This window comes from Sedimenticola hydrogenitrophicus (genome assembly GCF_025175675.1).
GTDB classification, from domain to species: Bacteria; Pseudomonadota; Gammaproteobacteria; order Chromatiales; family Chromatiaceae; genus Sedimenticola; species Sedimenticola hydrogenitrophicus.
Genome location: NZ_JANIOA010000035.1, coordinates 22,870 through 46,508, shown reverse-complemented (window position 1 = coordinate 46,508; position 23,639 = coordinate 22,870). Strand labels below are relative to the sequence as shown.

Here is a 23,639-nt window from a genome sequence, read left to right as displayed (position 1 = left end):
TGCGCAGGCGCTGAAAATGGGGCCGGATTCGAGGAGACAAGCCATCGTGTGAGGCTGGCAAGGCAGGCCAATCACCCCGTGAGTAGTTACAGTAGAATTAAGAAAACGAATCGTTTTTCCTTGGCGAGCTTGGCGTCTTGGCGAGTGTCCATCTGCCATCCGCTATGACGAGTCCCCCGGCAGTGCCGGGGGATTTCCGCGGTGGTTCAGCCCCTCAGCAGGGCTGCCCGGTCGCGGCGGTTCCGCGGGCGTCTTCCACCACTCGGTACTGCCCCCGTCGACTCGCCCTGGTTTCTGGGCGCCGACGGGCGCTGATTCCCGTTGGGCTTGGCCCGCGTGGCGCCGTCACCCGCCTTCGCCGTCACCGGCGCGGACTGTTCACGCCTGGCCCGCTGCTCTTTATGGGGCTGCGCCTTTTGACCATTGCCGCGCGAACGCGGCGCCTGCTGCTGCCGGCCACGGCCGCGATCACCGCCACCGTTGCGGCCATTCATGATCGGCTCCGGCTTGATACTGGGATCGGGCTCATAGCCCGGCAGGGTCTCCCGGGGCAGTTCGCGATTAAGCACCCGCTCGATATCCCGCAACAGCCGATGTTCATCCACACACACCAGTGAAATCGCCTCGCCCTCGTTGCCGGCACGCCCGGTGCGGCCGATCCGATGCACATAATCCTCCGGCACGTTGGGCAGCTCGTAGTTGACCACATGGGGCAACTGATCGATATCCAGTCCGCGCGCGGCGATATCGGTGGCCACCAGAATCCGCACCTCTCCCTGTTTGAAGCCGGCCAGGGCCCGGGTACGTGCCCCCTGGCTCTTGTTGCCGTGGATCGCCGCCGCGCTCAGGCCATCCTTCTCCAGCTGCTGGGCGAGCCGGTTGGCGCCGTGCTTGGTACGGGTGAACACCAGCACCTGACGCCAGTTGCGCGAGCCGATGAGGAAAGAGAGCAGCTCCCGCTTGCGCTCGCGATCCACCGGATAGACCCGCTGCTCCACCTTCTCCGCGGCGGTGTTGCGTCTCGCCACCTCGATCAGCACCGGGGCGTTCAGCAGTTTGTCGGCGAGGACCTTGATCTCTTCCGAATAGGTGGCGGAGAACAGCAGGTTCTGCCGGTTTGCCGGCAACATCGCCAGGACCTTGCGGATATCGTGGATGAAGCCCATATCCAGCATCCGGTCCGCCTCGTCCAACACCAGGATCTCCACGTGGGAGAGGTCCAGGGTCTTCTGCTGGGCATGATCGAGCAGCCGTCCCGGCGTCGCCACCAGGATATCCACGCCATGGCGCAGCTTTTCGATCTGCGGGTTGATCTTCACACCACCAAAGACCACCGTGGATTTCAACGGCAGGTGCCGGCCGTAGGTCTCGACGCTCTCCGCGACCTGTGCGGCCAGTTCCCGGGTGGGTGTCAACACCAGGGCACGGATGGGGCGCCGCCCCTTGCCCTGGCAGTGCAGGCTCAGCAACTGCAGCAGCGGCAGGGTGAAGCCGGCGGTTTTGCCCGTACCCGTCTGGGCACCGGCGAGAATATCTTTTCCCTCAAGTACCACAGGGATGGCTTGACGCTGTACCGGCGTCGGTTCCGTGTAACCCTGTTCAGAGACAGCACGGAGTAGTTCGGCGGAAAGGCCGAGTGAGTCAAACGACATAGGTATAAATGCTCCTGAATGCCTACCCATCATGGGGCCAGCCTAGGCAAAACTATGAAAGTTGTTGAATCGAGGTGTTCCTGAAGGTGTTACCGCGATGGGGTTACGCAGACCGGAGTGCGTGAAGGCCGACATTCTAGCCCTTTCCCGCAAAAACACAAGATAATCTGGCAGTTGGCGCAACAGACTGGCTATGTCGATAGCCGGTCAGCTGTACAACAGCTGCGACCAGCGCCCCTGCCGGACCAGCTCCGCCTTGATTGCCTCCCAGTTTTCGCTGGAACCGGCGGCGGCACCGAAGACCCGGTCCAGCGCCTGCTGAACCTTGGCCAGTCCGGCGACACAGACATAGGTGTCGGGCTGGCGGATCAGCGACCAGGCCTCCTCCACATGCAGATCCAATGACTGCTGCAGTGCATCGGTATCGCTCATCAGGGGGCGGTTGGCCAGGGCGTTATAGGCCAGGAAGGTCTCCTCGTCGAAATACTCTTTCAGATCGCTGTTGTGATCGTTCATGTAGAGCATGTCCACACCGTTGCGGGCGCCGTAGAACAGTCGCACCTGCCCCTTCCAGCCCCCTTGCTGGCGGTAGATGTGCTGAATGAAGGCGCGGAACGGGGCAATCCCGGTACCGACGCCGATCATCAGCAGATTGGCACGGTTGTCGGAGGGGACAGTAAACGGGCTTTTATAGGGGCCGGTGACAGAGAGTTTCTGACCGACCCGTGCATCGCAGAGGAAGTTGGAGGCGATACCGGGATAGCGTTCACCGTTCACCGGATCGATATAGAAACAGCGCCGCACCAGGATGGAAAACTCCACGCTCTCCTCTCTTGAACTGCTGCGATCACTGGCGATGGAGTAGCGCCGCATATGGTACTTGTTGCCGAACGCGTGCGGGCCCGGCACCACCACACCCACCGACTGGCCCTCGTGGTAGCGGAACGAGGGCTCATTGACCCGCAGCACGATCTGCCGTACCTCGTCGGTCGACTCCGGGGTGATGCGCCGGCTCTCGACGACCTCGGCCACTACCGCCGGTCCCAGTTCGGTTTCACTCATGCTTACCTCCGCACCACGCGGCTTGTTCCAGATACTATTTCCTGCAGCTGGAACCACCACTGCATGAGCAGTTGCCGCCACATCCCCGCTTCTCCTGGTAGGGCCCGAACTCCGGATGGTGACGGGCGAATTCACGCGCCATCCGTTGTACCAGGATCCAGCCTACCAGCACGCCCATGATGACCGCGCTGGCCAATAGTACCTTAAGCATGGGATCCCCCCAAGCCGGCAAAACCCATAAACGCCAGTGACAGCAGACCGGCCAGCATCAGGCTCATGGCGGCACCCTGACTGACACTGGGCAGTTCCGCCAGCGCCAGCTTCTCGCGCAGCCCCGCCATCAGCATCAGGGCGATGGTAAAGCCGACACCGGCGCCGCTGCTGAATGCCAGCGACTGGAAAAAGTCATACTCCCGGAAGGTCTGGAACAGGGCCAGGCCGAGAATGGCGCAGTTGGTGGTGATCAGCGGCAGGAAGATACCCAGCGCCCGGAACAGGCCGGGGCTGAGCTTCTTCACCGTCATCTCCACCAGCTGTACGGCGGAGGCAATGACCGCGATGTAACAGATCAGGCGCAGGAACTCGATCTCGAACTTCACCAGCACCCAGTTGATGCCGTAGGCGGAGATGGAGCTGACCAGCATCACGAACATGGTGGCGATACCCATGTTCCAGGCGGTCTCTTTCTTGGCCGACACCCCGAGGAAGGGGCAGAGGCCGAGGAACAGCGCCAGCACGAAGTTGTTGATCAGCGCCGCATTGAGAAAGATGAATATGAGTGAATCAGGATCCATTGGCCACGGCCCCCTCCGCGCTGAGCAGCTTCTGCTCCTTGCGCTGTTTCAGATAGTCGAACAGCAGTAACCAGGCCCCCAGCACGAAGAAACCACCAGGCGGCAGGATCATCACCACCCAGGGCTCGAAGTTGCTGCTGAAGATCTGTACCCCGAGAATGGTGCCGGCACCCAGCAGTTCACGCACAGTGCCGAGACAGAGCAGCGCGATGGTGAACCCGGTGCCCATGCCGATGGCGTTGACGACCGAGGCCCCCAGCTTCTGCTTGGAGGCGTAGGCCTCGGCCCGGCCAAGAATCACGCAGTTGACCACGATCAGCTGGATGAAGGCACCCAGGGCGTTGTACAGGTCCAGGCTGATCGCCTGGATCACATAATCGACAATGGTGACGAAGGTGGCGATGATGATGATATAGGTGGCGATGCGCACCTGCTTGGGGATCATCTTGCGCAACAGTGACACCAGTGTGCTGGAGGCCACCAGCACGAACAGCGTGGCCAGTCCCATGGCAATGGCATTCATCGTGGAATTGGTCACCGCCAGCACCGGACAGAGCCCGAGCAGCATGACAAATACCGGGTTCTCTTCCCAGAGTCCCCGCATGAAGGTGTCCAGGGTCACCTTCTCCTGTTTATTGGGCAGTACCGACATGCGCTTTACCTCAGTTTTCCCGTCCGGTTCTTAGCTCATCCAGGTGCTGGATGATCAGCGGGAACATGCGTTGCCCGCTGGCATTGATCATGCGACCGATCGCCTTGGAGGAGATGGTGGCACCGGATATCGAATCAATCTCCCACTGCTCCCGCTTGCTGCCGTGCTTGACCGTGACGATAGCGTTCTCCAGGCCACTCTTTTGCTCGTTCAACCGCCCATCCAGGGCCTTGAAGTTCTCCAGGAACTCCGGATCGAAGGCGATCTTGTCACCCAGCCCCGGGGTCTCGGCCATCTTCAACACCTTGATGCCGGTGACGCACTGGCAGTCCTGGTTGTAGCCGTAGAGGATACGAATCACGTCCTGATAACCGGTAGCCGCCGCCTCCAGGGCAATCCCCTGCAGCTTGCCGTCACCGTTGTAGGCGGCATAGATCTTCTCACCCTGCGCACCCGGCACATCCGCCAGGAACAGGCCGTCGGGGCCGAGAATGTAATCCTTCTTGCTGACCACCCCCGGTATCACCCGGGAGACCGCCTGTTCGATGGCGATGCGCTTGTTCTCCTCGATCAGCGGCTGGGTCCACTGGAACACCAGCACCACCAGCAGGCCGGAGAGCATGGCCACACCGCCCAGGGTGCGCAGCATGGCGAGACTGGGCGTCTGCGGCCGGGCCTGGATCTGTTCAGTACTACTCATGACTCCGCCTCCTTCCTGGTCGCGCCCCTGGTAGCACCAAAGATCCGCGGCTGGGTCACCGAGGCGATCAACGGCGACAGGGCATTGGCCACCAGGATGGCATACATCACCCCCTCGGTAAGGCCGCCGAACTGGCGGATCAGCACGGTCAGCAGGCCGATGATCCCGCCGTAGAGCCAGACCCCGCGCGGCGTCATGGGCGAGATCACCATGTCGGTGGCCATGAACATGGCGCCGAGCATCAGGCCGCCGGACAGGATCACGAACAGTGGCGAGGGGTAGACCTCGGGATTCATCAGGTAGAGTGGACCGGAAACCAGCGTGGCCGCGACAAAGATCGCCGCCGGAATGCGCCAGTCCATCATCTTGCGAAACGCCAGGTAGAGCCCGCAGACCAGAATCAGCATCGCCGAGGTCTCCCCGGCGGAACCCGACACACTGCCGGCCAGCAGATCCAGGCTGCCGGTGGTGATGTGCTCGAACTTCTGCAACGCCAGGGGGGTCGCGCCGGTAAATCCATCTGCGGCATGGAAACGCACCCAGTCGGTCGTATCCACCGGCGACATGAAGGGCAGCGCCAGGCTCGACGGGATGAACTCCAGGAATCGTCCGGCCGAGAATCCCGGGGTCCAGGTGGTGATGGCCACCGGAAACGCCGCCTGCACGAAGGCACGCCCCACCAGCGCCGGGTTCATCACGTTATAGCCCAGGCCGCCAAACAGGGACTTGCCCAGACCGATGGCGACAAAACCGGCCACCGCCGCCATCCACAGTGGAAAACCGGGCGGCAGGGTCAGGGCCAGCAACAGACCGGTGATCACGACACTGAAATCCCCAACGCTGTTCGGACGCCCCGAGAGCTTGCAGAACAGGGACTCCGTGAGGATACAGGAGAGGGTGGTCACCAGGATCAGGACCAGGGCGCTGATACCGAATTGATAGACCGACCAGGCGCAAATCGGCAACAGCGCGTACACCACGTTGCGCATGATCTGCTCTACGGAGATTGCCTTCTTCAGATGGGGGGAAGTGCGGATCTCGACAACTTTTTTCTGCTTTCTACTCATGCTCTACTCTGCAGGGGCTTCCGGTCCCGTTCACAACTCAGGGTTGGCGGATAACGCCACGGGAACTACTCCCCTTCCCCACGTTAACTACCACCGGCAAAGCCGGGGGATTATTGGGTGAGCGCCTCAAAGGCGCCACAACAGCCTGAGCCGCCTAAGGCGACCGAGACCCTGGAGAACCACGGATTCACACAGATAAACACAGATTCAGAATCCTGATCTCCTATCTGTGTGAATCTGTGTTCATCCGTGGTTCCGGCAAAGCCGGGGCCTACCCCGGGGATTCAGGTGACGCTCAAACCGATCAGGCCGCGATCGCCTTGGTCTCCCGATTCACCGCCTTGGCGATGCGGAAATACTGGGTCAACGGAATATTCGATGGACAGACATAGCTGCAACAACCGCACTCGAAACAGTCATTGAGGTGGTAGTCGGAGGCCATCGTCTCATACATCCGGGCGCCGGCCAGCTGGCCCAGCATGGACGGGTTGAGATTGATCGGACAGGCATCCAGGCAGGCGCCGCACTTGATACAAGGGTGCACTGTGTGCCGCTGCTGATCCTCCGCCGTTTTTTCGAACACCACCACACCGGAGACGCCCTTGGTCACCGGCACATCCAGCGAGGCGACGCTCATACCCATCATGGGTCCGCCGACGATCACTTCATTGGCCGCGGAGCTGGACCCCACCTGCTCCAGCAGGAAACGCAACGGCGTGCCGATGGGCACCAGGTAGTTGCCCGGCCGGTCGACGCCGGGACCCGACACCGTCACCACCCGCTCGATCAGGCCGCGGCTGCGCGGTATCAGTTCGCCCAGCTGCGCCAAGGTGCCGACGTTGTAGACCGCCACGCCGATATCCACCGGCAGCCCGCCGGAGGGCACCTCCTTGTTGAGCAGGCTGCTGATCAGCATCTTCTCCGCCCCCTGGGGATATTTGGTCTCCACCGCCTCGCAGCCGATCGCCTCTCCCGCAGGCAGTTTTTCGCGGATCGCCCGCACCGCATCCAGTTTGTTGTCCTCGACCCCGATGATGGCCCGCCTGGCCCCGGTGGCGCGCAGCATGGCGCGAATACCGTTGATCAGCCGGTCGGTCTGCTCCAGCATCACCCGATGGTCGCAGGTGAGATAGGGCTCGCACTCACAACCGTTGATGATCAGGGTCTCAATCGCCTTCCCCTGCGGCGGCAGCAGCTTCACATGGCTGGGAAAGGCGGCTCCGCCCAGCCCCACCATGCCGCTGGCCTGCACCGCCTGGATCAGCTCCTCGCGGGTAAGTGCATTCAGATCCTGATCCAGTCCGTACAGCACCTCCTGGGTCGCCGCCTCGTAGGTCTCGATCACGATGGCCGGGGTCTTGGGACCCGCCGCCGTGGGCACCAGCTGGTCGATGGCGCGCACGATGCCGGTAACCGGGGCGTGCATCGGCACCGAGACAAAGCCCCCCGCCTCGGCGATCGGCTCGCCGCGCACCACCTCCTGGCCCGGCTTCACCAGGGCCACGGCCGGCGCACCGATGTGCTGAGCCAGCGGCACGTATACCTTCGGGGCAAACGGCAGGCGCCTGATCGCCAGGTGCGCCGTCTGCTCCTTATGGTCCATAGGGTGCACGCCATGCCCGAAGGTTTTGCTGCGCCTGAAAAGATTGAGTAGACCCATGCTCTCTCCGCTGATTTCAACTACCTGACCGGTCGCGGCGCGGCCGCCTAACGGCCGCGCCCGGATCGATCGCTATTTCAACGCCTCCAGCGCCGCCGCATAGTCCGGCTCATCGCCAATCTCGGACACCAGCTGGGTATAGGTGACGGTACCGTTCTCATCCACCACCACCACTGCGCGGCAGGTAACGCCCCTGAGTGGGCCATCGGTGATCAGTACGCCATAATCCCTGGCGAACTGCTGATCGTGCATCAGCGACAGGGTGACCACGTTCTCCAGTCCTTCGGTCTCGCAGAAGCGGCCCTGGGCGAACGGCAGGTCGGCCGAGATCACCATGGCCACCGCATCATCGCGTGCGGCAAACGACTCGTTGAACTTCTTGGTCGAGATGGCGCAGGTCGGGGTGTCCAGGCTCGGCACGATATTGAGCAGGCGTTTCTTACCGGCAAAATCCGCCAGACCGACATCGGCCAACTCCTTGGTGGCCAGCGAAAACTCAGGCGCCTGGCTGCCGACGGCCGGCAGTTCGCCACTGGTGGAGACAGGGTTTCCGTGTAAAGTTACTGTTGCCATTGTCATTCTCTCCTTTGCTGGTGGTATTAGGGCTTGTCAATAAATAACTACTACATCTTGCTGGTCTTTTCGTCCGCCTTCTGCGTTACGGCAAGACTTACATAGAACGACTATGCACGCCTTGCCGGACCTTGAAGGCAAACAAAAATCCGGCGCAATACATAGCAGCTATTTCTTTCCAGACCCTTACTGGTACTTTGCTGCACGTTTGACCAGTTTCTCGAGGTCTTTCTCGTTCGGATTCCACGGCGTGCCCGGATGCAGACAGCCGGCGGTACACTTCTCCGCCGCCTTGACGATATCCTTGAACGGCGCCCCCTTGGGGTTCAGCACCACGGCCAGTTTCTGCTCGTTGTACTGGAACACGTTGGGCGCGATATCGGTGCACTCGTCACAGGCGGTACACTCCGGGGTCTCGATCCAGACCGGCTCGTAGTCGGCCGGCACGGCGCCGGCAGGCGCCGCCGCGCCGTTGCCGCCGTTGGCCGGCGCCGGCATGTCCGCCAAGGCCGAGATATCCCCATTGTTGGCCAGGGCCAGCAGGCTGGAGGTGAGCTTTTGCGCCATCTCCGCCTTGGCACGGTTGGCGATCTCCACCTCGTCCACCGCCTCGCCGACACCGGCCAGGGAGCGCAGCTGATACCAGAAGTTGCGCCGCTCTTCGCAGGAGAGGACGATCTCCTGGGAGACCAGCACCCGCATCAGCCGGCTCTTGCCGTCCACCGCCCAGATATAGGGGAAGCGACCATCCCGCTCGTCCTCGTCCATGTCGAGGAATTCGTGCAGCGGCACCATGTCGTCGTTCCAGGCGTCCTGGGGCGCCGAGCGGAAGTGCTTGCGGAAACGGCCCTCGCTAAAGGCGAAGTCGGCAAAGGTGACCGGCAACTCCATCTTCAATTGCTTGCCGTTCTCGTCCTGATAGCTGAGCTGGTAGGTGGGCCAGTCGGCCTCCAGGGCCGGGTTGCCCTCCACGCTGGTGCATTCGGCGAAGGTGACGCCGGCATCCGGGTCGTAGCGGAACAGCGGATAGGCACGGGACTCCAGGGCCAGCTTGGCCTGGTGTTCGGAGGCGTCATCCGCCACCCCGTGCTCCGGCTGACAGGTGGTGTAGATGTTGAACATGGCCGGACGGCGGCTGTTCAGGCCGTCGATAAAGCCTTCCAGCAGGTGGGTGACGTTGGCCTGGGAGCTCTGCAGCACGAAGCTGGTGCGATGGGCCATGCCGATCACACTCATCTCCTTGCGGATCTCGGTCTTACCCTTCCACGCCTTGCCGTAGGGGGCCATATCCGCCACCTGGCCGATAAAGCCGGAGGTACAGGACTGGCCGCCGGTGTTGGAGTAGACCTGGGTATCCAGGATCAGCACCTTGATCGGGGTGCCGGAGGCCAGGGCGCGAGAGAGGTTCTGGAAGCCGATGTCGTACATGGCGCCGTCACCACCGATCGAAACTACCGGCGGGCAGAGCAGCCACTCCTCGTCGCTGAAGGATTTCCAGTTGAAGTAGGTGAAGAAGCTGTCATGCACGTCGGCATCGTACTTGCCTTCCAGCTCCAACCTGGCCTGGCGGATCACCTTAAAGCCCTGGGCCATCTTGGCCATGTGGCCCTCGAAGATACCCATGGCCATCGACGGGCTGTCCTGGAACAGGTGGCTGGTCCAGGGGAACGGATAGGGATTGAACGGGAAAGTCGATCCCCACACCGAGGTGCAGCCGGTGGAGTTGATAATACCCATGGTGGCGCGTCCCTGATTGGTATTGCCATCAGTATAGAGCCATTTCAGGTGACGCAGTTTTTCCAGCAGTTGGGTGGCCCATTTCAGCCACTTGGGATCGACCGGCTCCACCACCTGCCCCTCGGCGAGGCTGGCGGAGAGATTGGTCAGGGTCAAATCGGTGTCCTTGTTCTCCTCCACCGCCTCGTTGATGGCGGCGATGTTGGAGAGATCCATGCCGGCGGCCAGCTTCAGGCGGATATGGGTCTCCAAGCGGTTGATCAGGTCGTCCAGTTCGGCGATATGCGCCTTGACCCGCGGCTGCATCAGCGCGGTGGCGGTACCGGTGAACAGGTGGATGGCGGTCTTCTCGCCACACCCCAGGCAGGCACCGTCACCCGAGACCATGGACTGATAGTTGGTCTTGTCCAGCAACAGGGTCTCCAGGGCGCCGATCTTTTCGTTCAGGTCATCGATACGAATGAAGTCCGGGTTGGTGGTGGGCAGATCCATCCAGAATTTCCAGTCGCGCTGCAGCTTCTCGACCGCCTGTTCGGTCTGCAGCTCGACCACCAGCGCGCCGTCGTCGCAGACATCCACACACTCCATGCAGCCCTTGCAGGTATAGGGGTTGACGGTGATGGAGAAGAGACCGCCGGAGCCTTTGTTCTTCTTCTCGCGGTTGCTGTAATAGGGTTTGGTGACGGAGAATTCGAAACCGCCGACGGACTCCAGGAACAGCCCGAACTCGCGCTCCATACCGGCCTTTTTCTGTTCATCCAGCTCCGATTCGGCCAGCACCTCCAGCACTGCCTGATCCAACAGTCTGGAAACCACCGACGCCTCGCCCTGGGTATCGATCAGGGCGCGCAGTTTCTTCTCCACATTGCGGGTTTCACGCCGCAGGTAGAGGGTCGGCGTGCCCTTCTTCTCGATGCGCTCGATGGCGGTATTGAAAATGTCGCTGATGGTATTGACCAGGCCCGGGATGGCGCTGTCGGGACAGGCGGTGTAGCAGTCGCCACAGGCGGTACAGTTCTCCGTAATGAACTTCGGATAGTCGAAGCGGATCTGGGTCATGTCGCGGAAGATACCGGTGGCGGCCGGGATCAGGCTGGTGGCCATGAACGGGTCGACCAGGTTTTCCGAGCCCCTGCCGCTCAGATAGAAGGAGCCGGTCCGCTCCCAGAAGGCGTGTACGTCGGAGAGCTTGCCGTCACCCTGGGGCAACGCCTGCAACATGACCGGAATCTTCGCCGCCTTGCGGATATCCTGCTGGGTCAGGCCGACCGGCTTGTCGGTGATCTCGCGGATCTCGTCGAAACCGCGCCGCACCACCCGCAGGTTGTCGGCAACCACGCGTTCGCCCTTGCCGCCGAATTTGTCGCGCAGCTGCGTCTCGATGGCATCGAACAGCCCCTGCTCGGTCAGGTGCGCCCGCTCCAGCAGGGGTGATGCCGCAAAGAAGGCGCCCTGGAAGGCGTTGCCCTGCATCCGGAACTGCAGTTCCGCATTGGAGGCCTCCTCCTTGGCGATCTTGAATCCGTCGACGAAATAGACGTGGATATTGTGATCGACGATGTACTTCTGATACATCACCGGGATCTGCGCCCACACCTCCTGCTCGGTCTCCAGATGGCTCTGGATAATGAAGAAACCGCCCTCTTTCAATCCGTACAGCGGGTTGGAGTGCAGGAACACATTGGGGTCAGGGGAGAGCACCACATCCACATAATGGTATTCGCAGTTGAGGCGGATCGGCTCCGGGGCCGCCGAGAGATAGTAAGTGGTGGGCTGACCCTTCTTCTCGGAACCGTACTTGGGATTGGCGCGGATGTCATAACCGAGCAGATCATACAGGGTCATGGCCAGGTTCTTGCCGGTGGTGATGGCGCCCCAGCCACCCACCGAGTGCATGCGCACGGTAATCGCGTCCTTGGGCAGCAGATCTGGATTCTCACTGCCGCGGATGGCCATCTCGCCGATATGGGGATAGGCCTCCAGCAGCGCCTGCTGACGGATCTCCGCCTTGGGGTCGATTGCCTCTCGAATAAAATCCACACCCAGGTAGAAGAAACGGCGTTTCTTGCCGCCCGGCAGCATGTTCTCGATGGCGCCAACCAGTCCTTCAGGCTGCAGGTCACGCGAGCCCAGACCGTAGGAGCCGGAATAGAGCGCCGGCGCCTGACCCGACTTATAAGAGGCGTATTTCGGGTAGGGGGCATCGCCCGAGGTGACGCCGTTTTCGATACACTTGGTCAGTGCGGCACGGATCTCGCGGATCAGCGGCAGATCTTCCGCCAGCGGCTGGTCGGTACGCTCCAGCACCACCACGCCCTTGCGTCCCTTCAGCACCTTGCCGATCAGGTCGCCGGGAAACGGACGATACATGGTCAGGTTGAGCACGCCCACCTTGAGCTTGCGGGTTTCGCGCAGATAATCGGCCACCACCTGGGCCTGCACGATCATCGAGCCCTGACCGGCGATCACATACTCGGCATCGTCCATGCGGTATTGGCCAACCCGGTGATAACGGCGACCGGTCAATTCGTAATACTCGTCCATCACCTGGTCGGTGATGCTGGAGATATGATCGAAGAAGTAAGGACGCTGGGCGGCCACGGCCTGCATGTAGGCGTCCTGGTTCTGCACCGAGCCGGAGAGCATGGGGTTGTCCACATCCCAGATCTCGGGGACGCGGCGGCGCTTCTCGCCGTAGATCATCTTCTGCGCCGGTGTCGGGCATTCGATGATGTCGTCCGGGCGACCGCAGAACTCCTCGATCAGCTCGCGCTCGGGCACCATCACCGGCTCGATCAGGTGGGTGGTGAGGAAGCCGTCCTGGGCTACCGCCGCCGGGGTCAGGCTCAGCTCGGCAATCTTGCGGCCGATCAGGTTCAGGTCCGCCGCCTCCTGGGCATTGGCACCGAATACCTGGAAAAATCCGGTGTCATCCATGCAGTGGTAATCATCGTGGGCGCAATGCACATTGAGCGACGCCTTGGTAATGGCGCGGGTACCAATATTCAGCAGATAGGGCAGACGCTTGCCCACCGCCGCATAGAGCGACTCATGCATGAACGCCACGCCCTGGGCGGAGGAGAAGTTGGTGGCGCGCAGGCCGGTCATGGACATACCGGCAGTGACCGCCGCGGCGGCATGTTCGGATTCGGGCTCGACGAATACCAGCGGCTTGCCGGATACGTTGATGTGCCCTTGAGCTACCTCTTCCGCCCAATATTCACCCATCTGGGTGGAGGGGGTAATGGGGTAAGCACCGGCAGCATCAGAGGCCTCCCGCTCGCACATGATGACAGCGGTGTTGCCATCCATCGCCATGCGGATACCAGGATACTTAAACTGCTTTTGCTCTTTCTTACCGAACATGAACACTTCCTCTTTTTTTACATTTCGGGAACGCCATCGCTGTAGGCAGCCCAACAGATGAAACCTTAACTACCCGATAGGCAGCATCTCTTTGCGGATAATCTTCTTGGCGTCTTTACCCACTTGATAACCGCCCTGCTTGTCAAACCAGACGATGGCCCCCGTCGGACAGCGTTCAATCGCCACCCTGGATGCCAGATCGTTTTTGCGGTAATTGACCACCGCCAGGTTATTTCTGATGTCGATCAGCCCTTCCGGCGAATCCACAGCACAACGTTCACAGGCGGTGCAGATTACTTCGCACTGACTCTCCGCCTCTTCGCCCTTTTCCAGGTTTTTGCAGGCAACGAACAACTGTTCGTTGACCGAGTGCAGTTCAAACAGATCCTTGGGGCAGACCTCGACACAATCATTACATGCGGTGCAACGCTCTTCATCCACCACCGGCAGACCGTATTTATTCATGCTGATGGCGTCGAAATCGCAGACGACGGCGCAATCCCCCATCCCCAGACACCCCCAGGAACAGCCCTTCCCGCCCCCGGAAACCAGCGCGGCGGCACGACAGGAACTCATGCCGGCGTAGCTGGCACGGATGAAAGCGACATGGCTACCGCCGGCACAGGCGAGCCGGGCAACGCGCTTCTCCTGCGCACCCAGGTCCACACCCAGGTAACTGGCGATCAGCTCGTTGGTCTCTTTGGCATTGACGGTACACTGGGCGGGTTCATAAGTGCCGTCAATCAAACCTTCGGCGAATGGACGACACCCGGGGCTGCCGCAGGCTCCGCAATTGGCCCGGGGCAGGAGATCTTCCACATCATCGATACGGGGGTCTTCGTAGACAAACAGGCGCTTATTGGCCAGCACCAGGATGGAGGCGAGTATGGAGCCGAGTACGGCCATAAAACCAACGGAAAGGGCTATGCTGGTGATATCGGTCATTTATTCGGCCCCCAAGCAGACAACAATTCATCGCCATATAAAATTATGACAGTTTCAAGTTATACCATTTTTTTCCCTTTATATTCATCATGTTAAATCCATTTCACTTGAAACCATCGCGCTCATTATCGCAAGTGCAGCAAAGTGTAGAGGAAATTGTGGTATTTGACAGGCCAATTATTTCAATGCTTACTATTAACATCAGCAATATAGTAACCAGAGAGCACCATGGCATCACCCGCGCCGATCTACTACAAACAGAACAGACTCAAGCAATTACGCGCTTTTTGCCACGCCGCCAGGACCGGTAGCATCAGCGAAGCTGCCGACAAGGTTTTTCTCAGTCAGCCGACTGTCTCGCTGCAGATTCAGGCACTTGAACGGGACCTGGAAACCGTGCTGTTCGAGCGCCGCGGTCCCAAGATCCGCCTCACCCCGGAAGGAAAAATCCTGTTCAAGCTCTCGCAGCCTCTGGTTGAGGGGATGGACAAGCTGCACGAGACCTTCATTGCCCAGCAGGGGTTGCTGGAGGCCGGCGATCTGAATATTGCGGCAGGTGAGTCCACCATCCTGTATGTACTGCCCGAACCGCTGAAGCAGTTCATGGAGCAGCACCCCAAGATCCGGGTCAAGCTGCACAATGTGACCGGTGGGCGTGACGGGTTGTCCCGATTACGGGCCGACGAGGCGGATTTTGCTGTCGGCTCGATGCTGGACGTGCCGGATGACATTATCTACAAACCGCTGGTCACCTACTCTCCGGAACTGATCGTCCCCATCGGGCATCCGCTGGCGAAGAAACTGACGGTCACGCTGAAGGACATCGCACCCTATGGCCTGATACTACCGCCACCCAGTCTCACCACCTGGCGCATGGTGGACCTGGTGTTCCGCCAGCATGAACTCAAGTTCAAGACCGGACTGGAAGCCGGCGGCTGGGAAGTGATCAAAAAATATGTCGAGCTCGGTATGGGCATCTCCATTGTCACCGACGTCTGCCTGACCGGTGAAGAGAAGCTGGTGAAAATCCCACTGAACGAATATTTTCCCAAACGCACTTACGGTATTGTGCTGCGCCGCGGCAAATACCTCTCTCCTCAGGCGAAACGGTTTATTGACATGATGGAGGCCTGTTATGAGGGTACCGGAGATGATGAAATCATCGCCAACGCGCTCTGATCAGGCACGCTTACTTAACGCGTAACCATTTGTAATTAAATGATATTATCCAACCACTACCGCCAGGTGCCGGAGTTCTTCGAGAGGTGCTCCGCTGTCTATATTTTGTTCTTGACTAGTGAACAAACCCCGTGGAGAATGAAGCGAGTTAATACAGGTTTCTGAATCTGAAATTGCACGATTAACCTGTCAGCGTAGAGTCAGACTCGTACTTGACACTGGTTATCGGGTAGATGGAAAAGGGTCCGCCCGTTTATCGGGATTTTTTTCCATCTATCTGACTGGATAGATGGACGCGTGATAATACACCGGCAACATATTTAAGTAGGGCCAGTGTTTTTTGTAATGCCGATAATAATTGGCACTGTTATATATAGTACGAGGGTTATATGTCTGATTTAGTTACCGGTGTCGTTAAATGGTTTAACGATGACAAGGGATTTGGTTTCATTGAGCGCGAAGGCGGTTCTGATGTTTTCGTTCACTTCCGTGCAATCAATGGCACTGGTCGTCGCACGTTGGCCGAAGGCCAGAAGGTCACCTTTGAAGTGACCCAAGGTCAAAAAGGTCCCCAGGCTGAAAACGTAACCATCGTCTAAGCTACCCGGCAATAAGAAAATAGTTCCACTCACCGCAAGCGCATCGTGCGCTTGCGGTGAGTGCTTTGCGTAAACCGCCGTTTCTGGACGCTGCTGTGCCCAGAGGATGCCCGTGGCCAGCAGGAATTGGCTTCGATTCTCCAACCCCACGTCGCCCTGCCCGGTCGACCAGGCCGTTTTATTGACCCAGAATCAGGTCCAGGTCCAACCTTTCGTCTCCGAACAGGAGCCGTCGTCGCAGCAGTGTCAGCCTGACGCCATCCCCCGGTTTTTTCCCGAGTAGCTCAATTCGCAGGTCGGTGGGTGAGGCAACCGTCGTCCCATCAAGGGCGAGGATGATATCGTCAGGTTTCACCCCGCCCTGCTCCGCCGCACTCTCCTTGACCACCTCGCTGACCAGCACGCCCTGTTCCGATCGCTCCATGTACACCCCCATGACCGCCGCCGGGGGCAACTCAGCCGCTTCAGGAAACACCACAAAATCGGCGATACCCGGTTCGATCTTCAGGCCACCGCCGGGAAGCACAATGGCCGATGTCACCTGCTGACGCCGCTTCACCCGATTTGGGATGCCCGAGCTATGCATCAGGTGTCCACTACCGGCCAGGATCACCAGTTGTTTGTACGGATGCTCCGCCAGATAGGATGCGGCCCGCTCGGCCATGCCCTCATCCCACAGCAGCTGCACCTGGAGGAAGCGTTCAAAACTCCTGCTCGTCTCCTCGCCGTGCTGACTGAATATTTTTTTCAGGCGTTCTTTATAAGCCTGATCCGAATAATCGATATCCGCCGGAATCTGATCCCGTTCCTGTTCACTGAGCGACTCCATGCCCTCGCGTGAGACTTGTCCGGTGATCTCCCGCGAAATATTCAGGGCGATCACGGGAATGACTTTTTCCCTGGCAAATTTCAGGATCGGCTGGTAATTGCGATAATCGTAGACCCAGCGCTCATACCACTCGGTCTTACGCAGCATCTCCGCTTCGGTTATTTTTCCTGCGATGTAGTCATCAAGGTAGGGCTGATAGGGCTGCTGGAACATCTCCATGCCGATCGCCAAATCGGCACCGGTCGCATGCAGTGCCTCGATGACGGCCAGTTGGGCCTTGTGGTGTGCATACTCATCATGCGTCTCCCCGACATAGACCACGCGTCGAGTCGACAGGACGGGCGTTAGTACCTCCAGACCGCGGGTTTGCTGCAGATCCAGCACAGCGGCAATTGCCGGTCGGGTCTCCGCCGCTTCGCTTGCCTGTTGATCCGAAGGTTTCTCCTGCTCACTGGCTGCACGATGAGTCATCACAGTATTTCCGCAGGCGACCAAAAACAGCGAAGAGAAGAGCAGAGGAAGCAACAGGGGGTATCGTGTTATAACCATAACCGGCTCTCTAAGGGCTCGCGAAAGAATAAGTTCCTGTATTCGGTCGTTCCTGGGTCACGCTGGCCGTGTTACGCTTTTTGGCAAGGGAACGGCCATTGCCTGCAAAGCGTGCCTTGCCAGCGTGGCCCAGGAACGCCCTCGGTACTACGAAATTATTCCTTCGCGAGCCCTAAAACTACAAGACATGCGATCTGACAAAAAATATTCAGACTGATTCAACAGAGGAAGACAAATTGCGATTCCTACTCCGCATGCAACCCGCCTTAGGACTCCACAGGAGCCATGTTATCAGACGGTTGGCACTCCTTCTGCTGCTTTTCGGTGCAAACCCGGCCTTTTCCATTGATGCAAATCAGCCGGTGCATCATCAACTACAGGTCGAGATCCAGCCTGACCAGGGACGGCTGACTGCCACCGACCAAATCAGCCTGCCCAGTGCGCAACGCGAGGTGGAGTTTCTGCTGCATGCCGACCTGACACCCCGCCTGGTCGACCGGGATGCCCACCTGGCCAGCATGGAGTGGCTGGAAGGTCCGGTGCCGTTGCGACGTTACCGGATTCAGACATCCATCCCCAGAAAGACCTTTTCCGTGGCTTACCGCGGCATCATCCGGCACCCGTTGGCCAGCGGCGGGGAGCGTGGCAGCCCACTTCAATCGACTCCCGGCCGCATATCGACGGACGGGGTGTTTCTGGCGGGCAGCAGTTACTGGTATCCCCAGATCGGTCACTCTACGGTCAGCTTTCAGTTGCAGATCCAGCTACCGGAGCGCTGGCGATCGGTCAGCCAGGGAAGCCCGCTCGCCAACCACAGCGGCTGGCAGGAGCTCCAACCCCAGGAGGAGATCTACCTGATCGCCTATCCCTACCATTACTATCAGCAGCAGGGACCGGGACCTCTTGCCGAGGTCTATCTACGGCAACGCGACCCCGAGCTGGCCCAACGTTACCTGCAGGCCACCGGAAAGTATCTTTCACTCTATGAAAAGCTGCTGGGCCCCTACCCCTATGGCAAATTCGCCCTGGTGGAGAACTTCTGGGAGAGCGGCTACGGCATGCCCTCCTTTACCCTGCTGGGACCGCGGGTCATCCAGCTCCCCTTTATCATCCACACCTCCTACCCCCATGAAGTGCTGCACAACTGGTGGGGCAACGGCGTCTACGTGGATCCTGCATCGGGCAACTGGAGCGAAGGGCTGACCACCTATCTGGCGGACCATCTGCTCAGGGAGCAGCAGGGCGAAGGCGCCGGTTACCGCCGAACCACGCTGCAGAACTACAGCCACTATGTGGCAAGCCAGGATGACTTCCCGCTTTCCCGGTTTCGCGGTAATCACGGCCAGATCAGCCAATCCGTGGGATACGGCAAGACCCTGATGCTGTTTCACATGCTGCGCATGGAGCTGGGCGACCCGCTGTTCCTCCAGGGACTGCGGCGGTTCTACCGCGACTATCGATTTCGCGCGGCGGGCTTCGACGCATTGCGGGATACCTTTGAAGCGGTCTCGGGGAAAAAGTTCGGGAATTTTTTCGACCAGTGGCTGACACGGACCGGGGCGCCCATCCTGAAACTTGTCTCCGCCGAGTCGGCGCTCACCGGTCAGGACTATCGCCTGCGGATCCAGATCGCGCAGACCCAGCCAGATGAGCCCTACCGGCTCAAGGTGCCACTCTTCGTCCATTTTGCGGACAGGGAACAGGCGGTCCCCTACCATCTGGAGATGAAAGGCCGCGATGCCACACTGGAGATCATCTCGAAGACGCGTCCGCTGAAGGTCAGCGTCGACCCCCTGTTCGACCTGTTCAGGCGACTCGACCCTAGCGAAACCCCCAGCAGCCTGGGGCAACTGTTTGGGGCAAAACGGCTGTATGCGGTCCTACCGGACGCCGCCGACGAGGAACTGCAGCAGGCCTATACACAGTTGCTCAGGGCCTGGCAGCAGCGGCAGCCCGGTCTAACCCTGCTCCGGGACAGCGCCATCGAACGGCTACCGGAGGCCGGTCCGGTGTGGATTTTCGGCAAAGACAACCGCTTCGCCCGCCTGTTCGATCAGCGGCTCGACCTACTGGAGCTGAGCGGCAAACCGGGTACCTTTGCCCTGACCCTGGCACAACAACAGGCGCCCGGACAGACCCTCGGTTACATCACCACGGACAATGCCGCCGCCCTGATCGGCCTGGCCAGGAAACTGCCCCATTATGGCCGCTACAGCTATGCCCTGTTCAGTGGTGACGAACCCGTCATCGGTCAACGGGGCGAGTGGCGCATTGCCGACAGCAGCCTCTCGGTGCAATTCCCGCCGATATCCGCAACCCCATATCCGGAGATTCCCGATCGCCGGCCACTGACTGAGGCAGGCCCTAATTCTACTTTGTCGGATTGGAACTACTTACCCGGTTTGTAAGCGATTGGCCTGCCTTGCCGGCCTCACACGATGGCTTGTTTCCTCGAATCCGGCCCCTTTTTCAGCGCCTGCCCAAACTCGCTTCGCTCAAACAAGGGCAGGCTTGAATCTGAAAAAGGAGCCGGATTCGAGGCGCCATCAAGATCGGCCAACAAGGCAGGCCAATCACCCTGTGAGCATTGGCGAGGAGTGGTACATCCCTGCACCACTCCTCCTGCCGCCGATGGTCTTGGAATCCTCCCACCCGGAAGCTATCCGCAATCCGACAAAGTAGAACTAACTACTTATTCTGTTTACGGGTCGGCACACCCAGGGACAGCTTGCCCTCGCCGAACCGCTCCGCCGCGTTGTCCAGCATGGAGTAGAGGCGTCGTTCCCGCTCGCGACCCGCACCGGAAGCGAACAGATCCAGGGTCTCACCACTCCCATCGCCCCAGTCTGAGATGCCGATGCCGATCAAACGGATGGGCCGGTCGACAAAGGGTGAACTGATAAACAGCTCCCACGCCAGTTGAAACAGCATGGCATCCGAGTCACTGGCCACCGGCAAGCGGCGCTGCCGGGTATGGGTCTCAAAACCGCCCAGCCGCAGCTTGAGGGTTACCACCCGCCCCATCAACCCCGCCTGGCGCAGGCTGTGGCCCACTTCGGAGGCCAGGCTCCGCAAGGTGCCCCTGAGCCGTTCCCGGTCGGTTATATCCTCATTGAAGGTGGTCTCCTTGGAAATGGACTGCCGGCCGCCCCGCACCCCCACCTGATCGGACCCCAGGCCACGGGCCTGGCGATAGAGGCTGCCGCCCATGTTTTCGCCGAAATAGCTGTTGAGCAGCTCCGCCGGGAGTTCCCGCAACTGCCCCACGGTCCGGATACCCAGGCGCTGCACCGTCTTCAGCGTCTGCGGGCCGACCCCGCGCAGATTGGAGAGGGGCATGGGATTGAGAAATGCCTCCACCTGCGGCGCCGGAATGACGGTTAATCCGTCCGGCTTGTTGTGCTCGGAAGCCAGCTTTGCAATGAGCCGGTTGGGGCCGACACCGACGGAACAACTCAACCCGACCCGTTGCCATATACGCTCCTTGACCAGGCCGGCAATGGCGTGCGGGGAGCCGTACAGCCGCTCCAGACCGGAAATTTCCAGGTAGGCCTCGTCGACCGATACCGGCTCTATCTCCGGCGAAATGCTCTCCAGCACCGCCATCACCTGCCGCGACGCCTCCGCGTAGCGTGACATGTCCGGTTTGAGATAGATGGCGTCCGGGCAGCGACGATAGGCCTCGGAGATTGGCATGGCGGAACGGATACCGAATACCCGCGCTTCGTAGGAGCAGGTGGCAACCACGCCGCGGCGGCCCGGCTGAGCCCCGACCACCACCGGCCGGCCGCGGCACTCAGGCCGATCACGCTGCTCCACAGCGGCGAAGAAGGCGTCCATGTCCACATGCATGATCCACTTGGCGGTTTTTCCGGTCATTATCACAGGGCGAGTCAGGTGAATGTATCTCGATCTACGGATTGTAGCCCGCGCGCCCGTCCGGGTAAAAACTACCCGACTCCCCGGTTAACCGGCCCGCTGCCAGGGCCACGTCATCTAAACATGCAACGGCTTGTGAGAATGGATCTGCCTGCTTGATTGACGGGTGTCCGCGGCCATGGATGGCCACGGCAAGCCCCCAAGGATGGGTTTACGGCGTCCCGGCAAACAAGCAGGCAGATCCTCGCCCTGCTCAGCGTTAGAAGACATCGTCCTGGACCCACTGCAGGAAAAGTGGCTAGATTACACAGAGTAGGCTTACAATGCCGACTCGGTCAGTCTGATCTGACAGGTACCCTGACAAGGATTTTGCGCAGATGGCCTGTCGGCCATATACTCGCGGCAGGTGGAACGCGGAACAGGCGGCCACCCTCGTTAGTATCATCTGTCAAATGGAGCAGCAAGTTGTCTCAGAACAATACAACCAACAATAACGAAAGCGGCGACGAACCAAGGGTCGAGCTTGAAACCTTCATCCCTTACCGCCTGTCGGTATTGAGCAACTTTGTTTCCAGCAGCATCGCCGCTATCTACTCTGAACGGTTTAACATCAGCATCATGGAGTGGCGGGTGATCGCCGTGCTCGGCAACTATCAACCCCTCTCGGCAAACGAAATCTGTGAACGCACCAACATGGACAAGGTGCAGGTGAGCCGCGCCGTCTCCAGCCTGACCAAATCCGGCCGGGTGCTGCGCAAGACCGACAAGAAGGATCGACGCAAGTCCCAACTGAGACTGGCCGCCAAGGGCATGAAGGTCTATCAGCAGATTGTTCCCCTGGCCCTGGAGCGCGAACGCCAGTTGCTCACCCCCTTCAATGCCCGGGAGATCAAGGAGTTCGATCAGCTGCTGAGCAAACTCGAGGCGCGCGCCCGGGAACTCTGCATTACCAGCTGAGCCTCCACAACTTTAGCGGCATAAGTCCATCCCGGGACACAGCCGCGCCTACAGGCGCGTCATTTTAGCGGTCGCGTGGCCCCACCTGTTCAGCCTTGATTCAGTGACATACTTTCCGCCGTCATTGCGAGGAACACCCGCACCGTTCCCGGCTTTTGCACGGAGTTTATGCGGCGAAGCAATCTCTCATTACCCTCCGCAGACGCTGCAATAAACTGCGTTTATCGCCTTCCACACACCACGCCGAAGCGCCTACCCCGCCCCTGCCTACTATACTTTTCAACATTGGGAACGCCCCCTTATTAACCTACTTTTTTCAATGTTGCCATTAGTTTCTATTGCAACTATATTTACCGCAAATGACATTTGTCATGACTTACAGTTTCGCCGGTAACTAATATTCCACGATCCGGAACGACAGAAGGTATCACTGATGAGCAAGAAATTTGCATCCCATGCAGACGTTGAGGAAAAGACGGTTTCATTCGACAAGCTGGCCGAGGGCGTGTACGCCTACACTGCCGAGGGCGATCCCAATACCGGCATCATTATCGGTGACGACGGGGTGATGGTGATCGATACCCAGGCCACGCCGGATATGGCCCAGGATGTCATCCGGCGCATCCGCGAGGTCACCGACAAGCCGATCAAGTATGTGGTGCTCTCTCACTACCATGCCGTTCGCGTCATGGGCGCCTCCGCCTACAACGCCGAGCACATCATCGCCAGCCAGGCGACCTATGACCTGATCGTGGAGCGCGGCCAGTTCGATTTTGACTCCGAGGTGGGGCGTTTCCCGCGCCTGTTCCAGGGCGTGGAATCGGTACCCGGCCTCACCTGGCCGACCCTCACCTTCGAAAGCTCCATGACCCTGTGGATGGGCAAGCGTCGGGTCGAGCTGAAGCACATCGGCCGCGGTCACACCAAGGGCGACATCGTGGCCTGGCTGCCGGACGAGAAGGTACTGTTCAGCGGCGACCTGGTGGAGTTCGGCGCCACCCCCTACACCGGCGATGCCTACCTGAGCGACTGGCCCCGGACCCTGGCCAATCTGCGCGCCCTGGGGGCGGAGAAACTGGTGCCGGGCCGTGGCGATGCCCTCACCACCCCGGAGACCGTCGAGGCCGCCATCAGCGGCACCCAGGACTTCCTGACCCAGATGTTCGAGAGCGTGAAGCAGGGCCGCGCCGCCGGCAAGGAGCTGAACCAGATCTACACCGAGACCTACCAGGTGCTGCAGCCGCAGTTCGGCCACTGGGTGATTTTTGATCACTGTCTGCCATTCGATATCACCCGCGCCTATGACGAGGCGGGCGACTATCCGGATCCGCGCATCTGGACCGCCGAACGCGATACCGAGATGTGGCACGCCCTGCAGGAGGCGCTCTGAACCGGCCGGAACAGATGGCTTGGCATAAGGCGCAAAGACGCCATAACAG

18 protein-coding genes are annotated in these 23,639 nt (G+C 60.0%); 5 read left to right on the top strand and 13 right to left on the bottom strand.

Going from position 1 to position 23,639, the window contains the following annotated elements; all coding sequences use genetic code 11:
• Nucleotides 1-206 precede the first annotated feature (206 nt).
• From rhlE to NPX02_RS16420, 11 genes are all read right to left on the bottom strand, one after another.
• Entirely contained in the window at nt 207-1,652 is a 1,446-nt protein-coding gene (gene rhlE, locus NPX02_RS16470) for an ATP-dependent RNA helicase RhlE (RefSeq protein WP_260294886.1), read from the bottom strand.
• 207 nt (nt 1,653-1,859) lie between these two features.
• Nucleotides 1,860-2,714: a ferredoxin reductase domain-containing protein gene (locus NPX02_RS16465; protein WP_260294885.1), complete on the bottom strand. Its 855-nt coding sequence runs from the start codon at nt 2,712-2,714 to the stop codon at nt 1,860-1,862.
• A gap of 34 nt (nt 2,715-2,748) precedes the next feature.
• Nucleotides 2,749-2,925, bottom strand: coding sequence for a chemotaxis protein (locus NPX02_RS16460; protein ID WP_260294884.1), 177 nt, complete (start codon nt 2,923-2,925; stop codon nt 2,749-2,751).
• Nucleotides 2,918-3,508, bottom strand: coding sequence for an electron transport complex protein RnfA (locus NPX02_RS16455; RefSeq protein WP_260294883.1), 591 nt, complete (start codon nt 3,506-3,508; stop codon nt 2,918-2,920). Before NPX02_RS16455 ends, NPX02_RS16460 begins: the two co-directional genes overlap by 8 nt.
• A complete protein-coding gene (gene rsxE / locus NPX02_RS16450) occupies nt 3,498-4,160 on the bottom strand; it encodes an electron transport complex subunit RsxE (RefSeq protein ID WP_260294882.1) in 663 nt (220 codons plus the stop codon). The genes NPX02_RS16455 and rsxE overlap by 11 nt, the downstream gene beginning before the upstream one ends.
• A 10-nt stretch (nt 4,161-4,170) precedes the next feature.
• Nucleotides 4,171-4,860, bottom strand: coding sequence for an RnfABCDGE type electron transport complex subunit G (locus NPX02_RS16445; protein ID WP_260294881.1), 690 nt, complete (start codon nt 4,858-4,860; stop codon nt 4,171-4,173).
• Complete coding sequence (locus tag NPX02_RS16440; RefSeq protein WP_260294880.1) at nt 4,857-5,927, bottom strand: RnfABCDGE type electron transport complex subunit D; 1,071 nt, start codon at nt 5,925-5,927, stop codon at nt 4,857-4,859. The genes NPX02_RS16445 and NPX02_RS16440 overlap by 4 nt, the downstream gene beginning before the upstream one ends.
• 304 nt (nt 5,928-6,231) lie before the next feature.
• Complete coding sequence (gene rsxC / locus NPX02_RS16435; RefSeq protein ID WP_260294878.1) at nt 6,232-7,587, bottom strand: electron transport complex subunit RsxC; 1,356 nt, start codon at nt 7,585-7,587, stop codon at nt 6,232-6,234.
• A 72-nt stretch (nt 7,588-7,659) separates the two neighbouring features.
• Nucleotides 7,660-8,160, bottom strand: coding sequence for a thiol peroxidase (tpx, locus tag NPX02_RS16430; protein WP_260294877.1), 501 nt, complete (start codon nt 8,158-8,160; stop codon nt 7,660-7,662).
• A 186-nt stretch (nt 8,161-8,346) separates the two neighbouring features.
• A complete protein-coding gene (locus NPX02_RS16425; RefSeq protein ID WP_260294876.1) occupies nt 8,347-13,263 on the bottom strand; it encodes a 2-oxoacid:acceptor oxidoreductase family protein in 4,917 nt (1,638 codons plus the stop codon).
• 69 nt (nt 13,264-13,332) lie between these two features.
• The gene (locus NPX02_RS16420; protein WP_260294875.1) at nt 13,333-14,208 is read right to left on the bottom strand and encodes an RnfABCDGE type electron transport complex subunit B; all 876 of its coding nucleotides are present in this window, start codon (nt 14,206-14,208) and stop codon (nt 13,333-13,335) included.
• A 228-nt stretch (nt 14,209-14,436) separates the two neighbouring features.
• Between NPX02_RS16420 and NPX02_RS16415 the strand changes: the two genes are divergently transcribed.
• Together NPX02_RS16415 and NPX02_RS16410 are read left to right on the top strand one after the other, a co-directional pair.
• Nucleotides 14,437-15,387: a LysR family transcriptional regulator gene (locus NPX02_RS16415; RefSeq protein WP_260294874.1), complete on the top strand. Its 951-nt coding sequence runs from the start codon at nt 14,437-14,439 to the stop codon at nt 15,385-15,387.
• Between the two features lie 389 nt (nt 15,388-15,776).
• A complete protein-coding gene (locus NPX02_RS16410; protein ID WP_029132379.1) occupies nt 15,777-15,986 on the top strand; it encodes a cold-shock protein in 210 nt (69 codons plus the stop codon).
• Between the two features lie 178 nt (nt 15,987-16,164).
• Here the strand turns inward: NPX02_RS16410 and NPX02_RS16405 are convergent, their stop codons facing one another.
• Nucleotides 16,165-17,286, bottom strand: a complete 1,122-nt coding sequence (locus NPX02_RS16405) for a ChaN family lipoprotein (RefSeq protein WP_260294873.1) — start codon at nt 17,284-17,286, stop codon at nt 16,165-16,167.
• A gap of 440 nt (nt 17,287-17,726) precedes the next feature.
• Here NPX02_RS16405 and NPX02_RS16400 point away from each other — a divergent pair, with 440 nt between their 5' ends.
• Nucleotides 17,727-19,772, top strand: a complete 2,046-nt coding sequence (locus NPX02_RS16400; RefSeq protein ID WP_260294872.1) for a M1 family metallopeptidase — start codon at nt 17,727-17,729, stop codon at nt 19,770-19,772.
• Between the two features lie 280 nt (nt 19,773-20,052).
• On the opposite strand, the gene dinB is transcribed toward NPX02_RS16400, so the two are convergent.
• Nucleotides 20,053-21,243, bottom strand: a complete 1,191-nt coding sequence (dinB, locus tag NPX02_RS16395) for a DNA polymerase IV (protein WP_260294871.1) — start codon at nt 21,241-21,243, stop codon at nt 20,053-20,055.
• 465 nt (nt 21,244-21,708) lie between these two features.
• Between dinB and NPX02_RS16390 the strand changes: the two genes are divergently transcribed.
• Nucleotides 21,709-22,200, top strand: coding sequence for a MarR family winged helix-turn-helix transcriptional regulator (locus NPX02_RS16390; protein WP_260294870.1), 492 nt, complete (start codon nt 21,709-21,711; stop codon nt 22,198-22,200).
• A 433-nt stretch (nt 22,201-22,633) separates the two neighbouring features.
• A complete protein-coding gene (locus NPX02_RS16385; RefSeq protein WP_260294869.1) occupies nt 22,634-23,590 on the top strand; it encodes an MBL fold metallo-hydrolase in 957 nt (318 codons plus the stop codon).
• The last annotated feature ends 49 nt before the right edge of the window (nt 23,591-23,639 follow it).

Coding starts and splice junctions, on each gene's coding strand:
- rsxC (WP_260294878.1), bottom strand. CDS start 7,587: ATGGGTCTACTCAATCTTTTCAGGCGCAGCAAAACCTTCGGGCATGGC.
- NPX02_RS16455 (WP_260294883.1), bottom strand. CDS start 3,508: ATGGATCCTGATTCACTCATATTCATCTTTCTCAATGCGGCGCTGATC.
- NPX02_RS16445 (WP_260294881.1), bottom strand. CDS start 4,860: ATGAGTAGTACTGAACAGATCCAGGCCCGGCCGCAGACGCCCAGTCTC.
- NPX02_RS16420 (WP_260294875.1), bottom strand. CDS start 14,208: ATGACCGATATCACCAGCATAGCCCTTTCCGTTGGTTTTATGGCCGTA.
- tpx (WP_260294877.1), bottom strand. CDS start 8,160: ATGGCAACAGTAACTTTACACGGAAACCCTGTCTCCACCAGTGGCGAA.
- rhlE (WP_260294886.1), bottom strand. CDS start 1,652: ATGTCGTTTGACTCACTCGGCCTTTCCGCCGAACTACTCCGTGCTGTC.
- NPX02_RS16385 (WP_260294869.1), top strand. CDS start 22,634: ATGAGCAAGAAATTTGCATCCCATGCAGACGTTGAGGAAAAGACGGTT.
- NPX02_RS16460 (WP_260294884.1), bottom strand. CDS start 2,925: ATGCTTAAGGTACTATTGGCCAGCGCGGTCATCATGGGCGTGCTGGTA.
- rsxE (WP_260294882.1), bottom strand. CDS start 4,160: ATGTCGGTACTGCCCAATAAACAGGAGAAGGTGACCCTGGACACCTTC.
- NPX02_RS16425 (WP_260294876.1), bottom strand. CDS start 13,263: ATGTTCGGTAAGAAAGAGCAAAAGCAGTTTAAGTATCCTGGTATCCGC.
- NPX02_RS16410 (WP_029132379.1), top strand. CDS start 15,777: ATGTCTGATTTAGTTACCGGTGTCGTTAAATGGTTTAACGATGACAAG.
- NPX02_RS16440 (WP_260294880.1), bottom strand. CDS start 5,927: ATGAGTAGAAAGCAGAAAAAAGTTGTCGAGATCCGCACTTCCCCCCAT.
- NPX02_RS16415 (WP_260294874.1), top strand. CDS start 14,437: ATGGCATCACCCGCGCCGATCTACTACAAACAGAACAGACTCAAGCAA.
- dinB (WP_260294871.1), bottom strand. CDS start 21,243: ATGACCGGAAAAACCGCCAAGTGGATCATGCATGTGGACATGGACGCC.
- NPX02_RS16405 (WP_260294873.1), bottom strand. CDS start 17,286: ATGACTCATCGTGCAGCCAGTGAGCAGGAGAAACCTTCGGATCAACAG.
- NPX02_RS16465 (WP_260294885.1), bottom strand. CDS start 2,714: ATGAGTGAAACCGAACTGGGACCGGCGGTAGTGGCCGAGGTCGTCGAG.